11 protein-coding genes are annotated in these 10,779 nt (G+C 61.4%); 8 read left to right on the top strand and 3 right to left on the bottom strand.

What is annotated here, in order from left to right:
• Positions 1–2,039, bottom strand: a 2,039-nt coding sequence (locus DL86_RS18325; RefSeq protein ID WP_036264667.1) for an apolipoprotein A-IV repeat region-like domain-containing protein, incomplete at its 3' end; no start/stop codon positions are given.
• 466 nt (positions 2,040–2,505) lie between these two features.
• Between DL86_RS18325 and DL86_RS18985 the strand changes: the two genes are divergently transcribed.
• The 5 genes from DL86_RS18985 to DL86_RS18295 all read left to right on the top strand — a co-directional run bounded on the left by DL86_RS18985 (position 2,506) and on the right by DL86_RS18295 (position 5,944).
• Positions 2,506–2,961, top strand: a complete 456-nt coding sequence (locus DL86_RS18985; protein ID WP_156964745.1) for a histidine phosphotransferase — start codon at positions 2,506–2,508, stop codon at positions 2,959–2,961.
• A gap of 215 nt (positions 2,962–3,176) precedes the next feature.
• Positions 3,177–3,497: a 2Fe-2S iron-sulfur cluster-binding protein gene (locus tag DL86_RS18315; RefSeq protein ID WP_036264665.1), complete on the top strand. Its 321-nt coding sequence runs from the start codon at positions 3,177–3,179 to the stop codon at positions 3,495–3,497.
• A 238-nt stretch (positions 3,498–3,735) separates the two neighbouring features.
• Complete coding sequence (locus DL86_RS18305; protein WP_036264662.1) at positions 3,736–4,773, top strand: NAD(P)/FAD-dependent oxidoreductase; 1,038 nt, start codon at positions 3,736–3,738, stop codon at positions 4,771–4,773.
• A 60-nt stretch (positions 4,774–4,833) separates the two neighbouring features.
• Positions 4,834–5,331 (top strand): pantetheine-phosphate adenylyltransferase, encoded by a 498-nt coding sequence (coaD, locus tag DL86_RS18300; RefSeq protein ID WP_036264661.1) that lies wholly within the window; start codon positions 4,834–4,836, stop codon positions 5,329–5,331.
• A 40-nt stretch (positions 5,332–5,371) separates the two neighbouring features.
• Complete coding sequence (locus tag DL86_RS18295) at positions 5,372–5,944, top strand: peptidylprolyl isomerase (RefSeq protein WP_036264659.1); 573 nt, start codon at positions 5,372–5,374, stop codon at positions 5,942–5,944.
• Positions 5,945–5,966: 22 nt separating this feature from the next.
• Here DL86_RS18295 and DL86_RS18290 read toward each other — a convergent pair whose 3' ends face one another.
• On the bottom strand, positions 5,967–7,082 hold the full coding sequence (locus DL86_RS18290; RefSeq protein WP_036264658.1) for a helix-turn-helix transcriptional regulator: 1,116 nt from the start codon (positions 7,080–7,082) through the stop codon (positions 5,967–5,969).
• 578 nt (positions 7,083–7,660) lie between these two features.
• On the opposite strand from DL86_RS18290, the gene DL86_RS18285 reads away from it, so the two are divergent.
• The 3 genes from DL86_RS18285 to tgt all read left to right on the top strand — a co-directional run bounded on the left by DL86_RS18285 (position 7,661) and on the right by tgt (position 10,443).
• Positions 7,661–8,116 carry a peptidylprolyl isomerase gene (locus DL86_RS18285; RefSeq protein ID WP_036264711.1) on the top strand — a complete coding sequence of 152 codons (456 nt, stop codon included), beginning with the start codon at positions 7,661–7,663 and terminating at the stop codon, positions 8,114–8,116.
• A gap of 105 nt (positions 8,117–8,221) precedes the next feature.
• Positions 8,222–9,310: a tRNA preQ1(34) S-adenosylmethionine ribosyltransferase-isomerase QueA gene (gene queA / locus DL86_RS18280; RefSeq protein ID WP_036264657.1), complete on the top strand. Its 1,089-nt coding sequence runs from the start codon at positions 8,222–8,224 to the stop codon at positions 9,308–9,310.
• A complete protein-coding gene (gene tgt, locus DL86_RS18275) occupies positions 9,307–10,443 on the top strand; it encodes a tRNA guanosine(34) transglycosylase Tgt (RefSeq protein WP_036264656.1) in 1,137 nt (378 codons plus the stop codon). Before queA ends, tgt begins: the two co-directional genes overlap by 4 nt.
• A 105-nt stretch (positions 10,444–10,548) precedes the next feature.
• Here tgt and DL86_RS18270 read toward each other — a convergent pair.
• Positions 10,549–10,779, bottom strand: a 231-nt coding sequence (locus tag DL86_RS18270) for a transposase (protein WP_036264655.1), incomplete at its 5' end; no start/stop codon positions are given.

Below are 10,779 nucleotides of genomic sequence, written 5' to 3'. Positions count from 1 at the left end.
TTGAGGCGCTGGTGCAGGGCCTCTGTCCCGCCGGTGAAAGCGGTGACGGAACGCTGCGCGGTCTCCTCCAAGCGCGTGCTCATCTGCTCCGAATGAGCTGTGAGAGCGCCAAGGGTTTCGCTGAGCGTTGACTCCAGGCGCTGATGCAGCGCCTCGGTCCCGCCGGTCAAGGCGGCGATGGAGCGCTGCTCGGTCGCCTCGATCCGCTCGCTCATCTGATTGGAGTGATCGGTCAGCGCCGTCACCGCCTCGCCGAGCGTGGATGCAAGTTGTGCGTTCAGCGCTTCTGTATGGCTGCTGAAGACAAGGACGGTGTCTTGCGCCGTCGCATCCAAATAGGAATGAAGCTGCTCGGAGTGGCTTGTCAGGGCCTTGAGCGTCTCGCCAACGGTTGCGGCGACGCGCTCGTGCAATGCCTCTGTGTGGTTGGTCAGAGCGCTCGCGGTTTCTTCGGCGGTCGCGGCGAAACGCTGGTGCAGCGCCTCGCCGTGGCGTTCGAATTGCGATTGTAGTTTCTCGTGGCCTTCTTCGAAGACGGCGGTGACGCCTTGCGCCGAAGCGTCGAGCGACTCGCGCGCGGCGCCGACGCTGTCTTCGATCAGGCTGCCGAAGCGTTCGCTCATTTCCGCGAGGCGGTCATGCAGGGCATTGCCCTGAACCGCGACGACCTCATGCAGCCTGTCGCCGGTTTCCGCAAGCCGGCCCGCAAGATTTTCGCCGCGCGAGGAAATCGCATCGGCGATCTGGGCTCCAGCGGCGTCAAGCCGTTCGGTCAGGGCGTCGGCGCGCATGCCAAGATCGGCGGCGAGGATTTCGCGGGCGGTCTTGAACCGATCCTCCATTTCCGCCAAACGCTGCGAGAGCGTCTGCGCGATGCCGTCGCCGGCGGCGGCGAGATTGACCGAGGCGTCGTTTCTTGTCTGCGTCAGAGTATTGACGAGTTCGGTCCCGTGGGCGGTCAAGTGATTGACGAGATCGTCCCGGCCGCGGTTCAGGGCGGATTTAATGTCTTCTCCCTTCGAGCTGAGCGAAGCGGTGACTCGCCCGGCCGCCTCGCCGACGCTTTCTGCGAAACGGGAGGAGGCGGATTCGAGATCGCGGGAAACCGTGTCATGCGCGACAGAAATCGCGCCGCGCACGCGATCGGCATTGGCGAGGATGGACTCGCGCTCGGACGCCAATTCGTCGATCAGCGAGCGGACGCGGCGCTCATTATCCGCATAGGAGCGCTCCAGATTGGAGACTTCGGAACGGACCAGGGTTTCGAGTTCGCCTGCCCGCGCGAGCGCGCGCTCGATCCCGTCTCCCATCGAGGCGACCTCGCGGCGGATGGCTTGCGACAAGGTCACCATCTGTTCGGTGGCGATGGTTTCGGGTTCGGCGAGGCGGATCGCGACCTCGGTCATCGAGCGGGCGGTCATCCGCATTTCCTGGGCGCGCTGGACCATCACCGCGATGATGAAGAAGAAGATGGCGGGGCCGGCGATCGTCAGGAAATAGAGCACCGCCGGAGGCAGCAGGGAGCCCGTGGGCAGGCTGAAAAGCGCTTCCCGGTTGGCGATGAGATAGCCGAGGGAAAGCACGATCCAGAGGCCTGAGCCGAGCGCTGCAAGGAGCGTCGGAGTCCGGCTCGACCGGGCCTGGAAGGCGCGAAGAATCTCACCGACGGAATGACGGTCGTCATTGGCCGGCAGCGCCGCCGGCGCGATCGAGCCGGATCGCTCTCCGCGCCCAGCCCCGCGCTGCGCCGGGGAGCTGCTGGCGCGCGCGGGACCGAACAGGAGGTCTTCATCGCTCGCCGGCGGCTTTTGACCTTGTGGCCGCGCCGCCCCCTCGCGCGGCTTTTTCGAGAAGTCCGGTTGCGCGGCCTCGGCCCCGCGTTTGGCGGCAAGCGGCTCATTCGCGGTTTCGGCGGCTTTCGCGCCGCTCGAGTCCGCGCCCAAATTTTCGGCGGGATCGCCGCCCCTGAGGTTCAAGGCCTCTTCAATGGCTAACAGCGCCGCCGCCGCGGGATCTTGAGTTTTCTTGGAACTCGCCATCGGGTGCCTCTTGAAAGTCGTTCGCGACGAGCCTGAGCCTGGCGCGAATACAAACCGGCGCCGCCGCAAACGGAACCGTTAACCAAATCTTACTTTACAGCTGGAATGAAAGGATTCAAACCCGACTGGCGCATCCTTTTAAAAACATCGTTAACGCGGCCATGAGCAGACAGCGGCCAAGACAGTCGCGAAGACAATGACCATAATCGAAATAGACTGGGCCAGCGGTCTCTCGGCCATCTCAAACCCCATCATGCATGAAACTTAGCGGCGCCATCTTGGCTTTCACCGTTGGCGGCGAAGTTCTGAGCGAGATTTGCAATCTCAGCTAAAAGGCTCGGACGCGCAAATCCGGCAAGATTGCCGCAAGACTAGCTGGTTTACATAGTGAGACCGAGATTGAACGATTTCTTCGGATCGCCGGCGCCCTGCGGGAGAAGGCCGGAAAAGCGAGGTGATGGAGCTTATGAAACGTCCATGCCGCGAGACCGGCGCTTCCGACGCGAAGGAAATGGAAATTTCTTGTTCGGAGCGCGAAACGCCTGATTTGGCGCTCGATTTTGCTTATCTTGCCCGGCAGACGTTCGGCGACGCCGATCTGGAGGCGGAGCTGCTGCGCGCATTTCAAAGCCAGGCCGCGAGTATTTTGCAGCAGTTGCAGGGGCGCCAGCCAATGACGGCGCGCCAAAAGGCCGATTTCGCCCACCTGCTGCAAGGTTCGGCGCGCGCCATCGGGGCGATCCGCGTCGGCCAGGCGGCCGAAATCTTTGAGACCCATTCCGCCGGCGCCGGTCCCGCGGCCGATGCCGCGCTGCGCGAGCTTGCGGCCGCCATTGGAGAAGCGTCGGATCTCATCGCCGTGACCTTGGCGAAACCATCGTTCGAGGGGCGGTTAGCGCCGCCCGTCGTGGATCGCGCCTGACGGCGGCAAGAGCCGGATCGCGGCGTCCGCCGCTAAATTGGGGCAATGGAGGAGCGCCAGGTTGGGCTCGCGTGGATTTTAGAGTCTTGCAGGATTTTCGAACTTCGGCCATGTGTGGTCGGTCAAGGGTGGTCGGCGTGTGGAAGTTCCGCAAGCGCGTCGAGCGCCTTCCTGGGCGGTTGAAGGACCGCCCATAGAGCATTTAAGCGAGATCCATGCCCAAAATTACTTATAGAGACTCGTTTGGCGAAAGCCGGACCATCGAGGCGGAATTGGGCACGACGGTCATGGAAAACGCCATCCGCAACGCGGTGCCGGAGATCACAGCCGAATGCGGCGGCGGCTGCGCCTGCGCCACCTGCCATGTCTATGTCGACGAAGCCTGGCTCGACCTGGTCGGCAAACCCTCCGACCAGGAAGAAGACATGCTGGACTTTGCTTATAAGGTTCAGCCAAACTCGCGGCTGAGCTGCCAGATCAAGGTCACGGCGGAACTTGACGGTCTGGTCGTCACGACGCCGGAGCGCCAAGGCTGAACCTTTGGCGCGATGCGGATTCTGGCCATAAATTCCGGAAAGCAATCGTATGAGCGCGCAGACGCCGGCGATTGCCGGAGCGCCTCGACAGCCTGCGTTAAGGCGCGTTGGTCAGCAATGCGCGGGCGAGCGCCGTTCCCGAGCAGATCCTTCGCCGGCAATTTCGAGCAGAGCGATTTGGAGCAAGGCATGAACGGGGGCAAGATATGAGTGGCGGCAGGGCGGAGTGGGAGCAGGCATGAGTGAAAGCATCAAGACCGACGTCGTCATCGTCGGCGCCGGGCCGGCCGGGCTGTTCGCGGTCTTCGAATTGGGCCTGCTCGACATTAAATGCCACTTGATCGACATTCTGCCCAAACCCGGCGGCCAATGCGCCGAACTTTATCCGGAAAAGCCGATCTACGATATTCCGGGCCATCCGCTCGTCACGGGGCAGGGCCTCGTCGATCAATTGCTGCGGCAGATCGAGCCGTTTCAACCGACCTTTCACTATGGTGAAATGGTCGAGGCGCTGGAGGTCCTAGGGACTGCCGAGGCGCCCCTGTTTCGCGTCCGCGCCAGCGGCGGTCAAAGCTTCGAATGCAAGGTTGTCATCGTGGCCGCCGGCGGCGGCTCGTTCCAGCCGAAGAAGCCGCCAATCGACGGAATCGAAGTCTTCGAGGACAAGTCGGTCTTCTATGCCGTGCGCAAGATGGAGGATTTTCGCGGCAAGAATGTCGTGATCGTCGGCGGCGGCGATTCGGCGCTCGATTGGACGCTCAATCTGGCGCCGATCGCCAAGCGCTTGACCTTGATCCATCGCCGCGACGATTTCCGCGGCGCGCCGCATTCGGTCAAGGCGATGCGCGAACTTGTCGCCGGCAATCAAATCGATCTGCACATTGGTCAGATTTCCGCCCTAGCTGGCGAGGCCGGCGAGCTTTCGGCTGCAACGCTCAAGGCCAGTGACGGATCCGCGCGCGAAATCGCCTGCGAAAGGCTGATTCCCTTCTTTGGGCTGACGATGAAACTTGGCCCGATCGGCGATTGGGGCCTCAATCTCCACGAGAATCTCGTTCCGGTCGACACCGAAAAATTCGAGACGAATATTCCAGGGATCTTCGCCATTGGCGACATCAACACCTATCCCGGCAAGCTAAAGCTCATTCTCTGCGGCTTTCACGAGGGCGCGCTGGCGGCGCAAAAAGCCCACCGCTATGTTTATCCGGACAAGCGGCTGACCTTCCAATACACGACCTCATCCTCCAACCTGCAGAAGAAGCTCGGCGTGAATTGAGGCGGCGGATTCAAAGCCTCGATTGACGTCTCGCCTCGTTCGCCCGAGCAGAAGGATCGCATGACCCGCATCGCGCTCTATACGGGCTCTTTCGATCCTTTGACCAATGGTCATGTCGACGTGATCGAAAGCGCGGCGGGCCTCTGCGACGAGCTCATTGTCGCGATCGGCGCTCATCCGGGCAAGACGCCCCTTTTCAGCCTCGAGGAGCGCGTCAAGCTGATCGAGGAAGCCTGTCATGATTTTCTCGCGGCGCGACTGTGCAAGCTTTCGGTGCGCGCATTTTCCGGACTTGCGGTGGACGCGGCGCGCGCTGCTGGTGCGAGATGGCTGGTGCGCGGCCTTCGCGATTGCGGCGACTTCGACTATGAGATGCAAATGGCGGGCATGAATGCGGCGATGGCGCCAGAGATCAAGACGGTGTTTTTTGCCGCTTCGCCGCCGGTTCGTCACATTACCGCGACATTGGTCCGGCAGATCGCCGGCATGGGCGGCGATGTGTCGAGCTTCGTGCCGGGCGCAGTCGCCCGCGCGCTTAGCGCTAAAAGGCAGGCATAGAAACGCCTGCGACGAATTTTCAGGGAAGGATTGCACGCCAATGACGCTTCACCGCATGGTTTTTTGTTTGGCCTTGGCTTTCGCCATTGTTTCGAACGTCGCCGCCGCCGCGCCGGCGCAGGACCTGCAAAACACGCTCTATCTCGACACCAAGGACGGCCGGATCACGATTTTGCTGCGGCCTGATCTCGCCCCCAAGCATGTCGCGCAGATCGAAGCGCTGACGAAGCGGGGATTTTACGACGGCGTCGTCTTCCATCGCGTCATCGACGGCTTCATGGCGCAGACCGGCGATCCGACCGGGACCGGGACCGGCAAGTCCGATCTGCCCAATCTTCCCGCCGAGTTCACTCCGACGCCCTTCAAACGCGGCACGGTTGGAATGGCCCGTTCGTCGGATCCGGATTCGGCCAACTCGCAATTCTTCATCTGCTTTGGCGACGCCTCTTTTCTCAACGGCAAATATACTGTCGTCGGCCAAGTGGTTTCCGGGATGGACGTCGTCGACAAGATCAAGAAAGGCTCGAAGGAAAACAACGGCCAGGTTTCCACGCCCGATAAGATCGTCAAGATGCAGATCGCCGCGGACGCCGGTTCGGGCAAAGCGAAGTAAACGCTACTCAATTTCAAGAAGATCATCTTGGAGTGGAGGAGCGAAGCAGCAGGGCGACAAGCTCGGCTTGGCGCCGCGTGTCTGTCTTCGCGAAGATGCTTTTGATCTGATTGCGGATGGTGGCGGGGCGAACTCCCCGCGCCTGCGCGATTTCGTCGATGTCTTGACCGCAGGCAAGCGCTGCCGCGATCGCGGCTTCGGCATTGGTGAAGCCGAAGACTTGGCGCAAGAATGCTTCCTGCGGCGCCCGATGCTCGTCCGGATCGACGAGCATCAGAGCAGCCCTTGCTTGCTGGAAAAGATCTCGCGCGGATTTCGCCATGGGGGCTCCATGGACGAGAAGTGGACGCGCTCTTGGCCGTTCAATGGCGATTGCGCCAATGGGATCGGCCTCATGCAGCGGCCCTCTCGCTATGACCGAGGCGATCAGCTTTTGGAGCGCTGAGTCGCAATCCTTGTGTCCTGCATTCAAGAAGCCAGCGCGGACCGTCAGCCAGGGACCCATCAAAGCTTCGGCTTTGGCGTTCACCCGCAAGACTCGGCCCTGCCAGTCGAGAAGAATTGCGCCGCAATCGAAAATGTTGAAAGCGTCCAGCAGGCCGCCCTGGTGTGCGCCGGCAAGACGCAGCGACAGCTGTCCGGCTCGTCGAATATGCGGGACCAGTCGACGCAGCATCTCTACCTCGAAAGATGAAAATGGGTCTTGTCCAACCCGGCGCTCGGCCGACAAGGCGAGGCTCGACGGTCCCTTGCCGCCAATGATCATCCCTGCAAACGAACGGAGTTTGAAGGGATTGATGAGTTCGGCATGGAAGGGAAGGTGATCGAGCTCCCAGGGGCTAAAGAGCATCCCTTCGGTCACCACGCCATTGCGGGTTTTGAGCGCCTCGATTCCACGCATCATCCGAATATTCTTGTCATGCCATCCTTGCTCGATGCAGGCGGCGCAGAGCTCGTCCATCGAGGCGGAACAGACGGGTTGAATAGGCGATGCCGATCCAGGAACGAGCACGCATCCCTCAGCGCCAAGAGCGCCCGCCATTTGCTCCAGCAAGCCGCGCCAAAGCTCTGGTCTGGCCGCGGCCTCATAAAATCCGTCTATGAGTCCCGCAGCGCGGCGCTCGTCGAATTTCGCCATATGTGCAAGCCCCCTTCGCCACGATAGGCGGGATCTGCTCGTCGGCCAACGCTAAAGTTGAGCTTTCTATCCTATTTGGGGGATGCGCAGTGATCATTGTAGGCGCAATATAGTCATCACTTCCGGGGATGCGATCCGTGGCCTCGCTTTACGGCTTGGAAGTCTTCTCCGGGATTTTGAATCACGGAGGCGGAAATTTTTATTGATCGCGGGTGCTGGCGAAAACTGTCCGTAAATACATTTACCCTTAGCTAAGTCATGTTTTAATTCTTGCGCATTCGCCAGCAGATGCGCAAGAATTTTTTTATCTAGATTCAATGGCGTCCGTCTCGACTTAGCCGGCGCTTTGCCTCGCCAAGACGATGTCCGAGCATCTCGAGAACTATGCATGACGAAGATGTTGCATGCGAAGCTTGGCTCTCGCGTTCATCTTCTTGCATAATTCGGCAGATCGAATTCCTTGCCGCTCTCGTCCAGGCTTTCCTTGTCTTGCCGCTGCCGCGCCTTTCGGTTTACCTCAACGCGCGCATCGGCTATTGCGTCGGCCCTGAAAGATGTCAATCAAGCAGGAGTTCCGCATGTCAGAGGCCGGCAACACGCTCACGTTAGAGACCACGCAAGGACCGGTGGTCATCAAGATGCGGCCCGATCTCGCGCCTGGCCATGTCGAGCACATCAAAAAGCTGGTCGGCGAAAAATTCTACGACGGGATTGTTTTCCACCGCGTTATCGATGGCTTCATGGCCCAGACCGGCTGCCCGCGCGGGACAGGGACCGGCGGATCGAGCTATCCCAATCTTAAGGCGGAGTTCAACGCCGAGCCGCATGTGCGCGGCATTTGCTCGATGGCCCGTTCGCAGGATCCGAATTCCGCCAATTCGCAATTCTTCATCTGTTTTTCCGACGCCCGCTTTCTCGATCGGCAATATACGGTCTGGGGGCAGGTGATTTCGGGCATGGAGAATGTCGACAAGATCAAGCGCGGCGAGCCGGTGAAGGATCCTGACAAGATCATCAGCGCGACCTTGAGCTGAATCAAGCTTTGCGCCCGGCGGTCCGCGTGGCGACGCCGGAGCGACATCGCGCGATGCATCGTCGATCGGATCATCCCATCTGATCGGGACGCGCTCTAAGCCATCATGCGCGTAGATCTCTTCGACTTCGATCTGCCTCAAGACCGCATCGCGTTGCGCCCGGCCGAGCCGCGCGATGCGGCGCGGCTCCTCGTCGTTCGGCCGCATGAGTCTCTTCCTTTGGAGGACCGCTCCGTCCGCGACCTCCCCGACATTTTCAACCCCGGTGATGTTCTGGTCGTCAACGATACGCGCGTCATCCCCGCGCGGCTTGCGGGCTTTCGCGTCAGAGGCGAAGCCAGCGCGCGGATCGAGGCGATGTTGCATAAGCGGGAAGCCGCCGCGCTGTGGCGCGCTTTCGTCCGGCCCGCCAAAAAGCTGAGGCAGGGCGAAATAATTCGCTTCGCCGCCGGCGCCGAAGACCTGGAGCGCCTTGACGCCGAGGTCGTCGGCAAAGGCGAAGCGGGCGAAGTCCTGCTGTCTTTCGCGCTCTCGGGAGTCGCGCTCGACAAGGCCATCGAGCGGATCGGATCCATGCCGCTGCCCCCCTATATTTCCGGCAAGCGCCCGACCGACGCCAAGGACGCGCGCGACTATCAGACGCTCTTCGCCAGGCGCCCCGGCGCGGTCGCGGCGCCGACGGCGAGCTTGCATTTCACGCCGGAGCTCGTCGAAGCGCTTGCAGCGCGCGGCGTTGCGATCGAGACGGTCACGCTGCATGTCGGGGCGGGCACGTTTCTGCCGGTCAAGGTCGAGGATACCGCCGACCACAAGATGCATGCGGAATGGGGCGAAGTCGGCGCGGCGACGGCCGAGGCCTTGAACCAGGCGCGGGCAAAGGGCGGGCGGATCATCGCCGCCGGCACTACCAGCCTGCGGATTCTGGAATCGGCGGCCCGCGCGGATGGCGCGATCATGGCGTTTGCCGGCGACACCTCGATCTTCATTACGCCGGGCTATAAGTTCAAGGCGGTCGATGCGCTCTTGACCAATTTCCATCTGCCGCGCTCGACTTTGTTCATGCTTGTCGCAAGTTTCTCCGGCCTTGCCTGCATGCAGCAGGCCTATGCCCATGCAATCGCGGAAAACTATCGCTTCTACAGCTATGGCGACGCCTGCCTTTTGTTTCCGGCTTCGGGTGGAGAACCAATGTGACCGAGGCCTTCCGCTTCGAAGCAGCGCAGAGCGATGGCGCGGCCCGCACGGGGACGATCGCGACGCCGCGCGGAGCCATCCGCACGCCGGCCTTCATGCCGGTCGGGACAGCGGCGACCGTCAAGGCGATGCATCCCGAAGCGGTAAAGGCGCTCGGCGCCGATATCGTGCTCGCCAATACCTATCATCTCATGCTGCGCCCCGGCGCCGAGCGCATCGCCGAACTCGGCGGCTTGCATAAATTCATGAATTGGCCCTGGCCGATCCTAACCGATTCAGGCGGCTTTCAGGTCATGTCGCTCGCCAAGCTCAGAAAACTCGACGAAAACGGCGTCACCTTTCAATCCCATATCGATGGCGCGCGGCATCTGCTGACGCCGGAGCGCTCGATGCGGATTCAAGACCTGCTCGGCGCCGATATTCAGATGCAATTCGACGAATGCGTCCGGCTTCCCTGTTCCGAGGAGGAGGCGCGCCGGGCGATGCTTTTATCGCTGCGCTGGGCCGAGCGATCGAAGGCGGCCTTCACAAAGGTCCCGGGCCGGGCCTTGTTCGGCATCGTCCAAGGCGGCGCCAGCGAGGCGCTGCGGCTTGAAAGCGCGCGGGCCCTCGTCGACTTGGAGTTCGATGGTTACGCGCTGGGCGGCCTTGCGGTTGGCGAGCCGCAGGCCATTATGCTCGCCATGATCGAATGTGTGCTGCCGGAGCTTCCCTGGACCAAGCCGCGCTATCTGATGGGCGTCGGGACGCCGGATGATCTCATCGAGGCCGTGCGGCGCGGCGTCGATATGTTCGATTGCGTGATGCCGACGCGGGCGGGGCGCCATGGCCTCGCCTATACGCGGGCCGGACGGCTTAATCTGCGCAATGCGCGCCATGCAAGTGATCCGGCCCCGGTCGATCCCAATTCGGCTAACGCCCCAACGCGAACCTATTCCCGCGCGTATCTCCACCACCTCGTCAAGTCCGGCGAGATTCTTGGGATGATGCTGCTGACCGAAATCAATCTCGCCTATTACGAGGATCTGATGGAAGGGATGCGCCGCGCCATAGCGGGGGGCCGTCTCAACGATTTCTGCGACGAAACGAAAGCGGCGTGGCGGCGGGGGGAGGCAAGTAGTGGGGCAATTTGAATGTCGCCTACCGACCGAGGTCGTGTAAAAACGCGGTGTGTTCGCCGGCGATTATGACGGGCCGGACTTTCCGGTAATTGAAGGCAGACGGATTGAACCGAGCGATTACGCGCGCATCGCCTCAAGCAGCGGTCCGACGCCGAAGATCCGGATCATTCTTTTTATGTTATACGCCAGAATGTGAAAGCTCATCTCTGTTCGCACCTTTTCGAGGGTCTTGGTGAGGAAGTGCGCGCTTCCCATCCATGATTTCAGTGTGCCGAAGGGGTGCTCGACGGTCTGCCTGCGGATCAGCATGGCGTCTGGCCGATGTTCAAGGCGGGCTTGCATTTTTTC

Origin of the sequence: Methylocapsa aurea, assembly GCF_000746085.1 — a bacterium.
In the GTDB taxonomy this organism is placed as follows: Bacteria; Pseudomonadota; Alphaproteobacteria; order Rhizobiales; family Beijerinckiaceae; genus Methylocapsa; species Methylocapsa aurea.
This window is presented reverse-complemented; position numbering and strand designations above follow the sequence as displayed.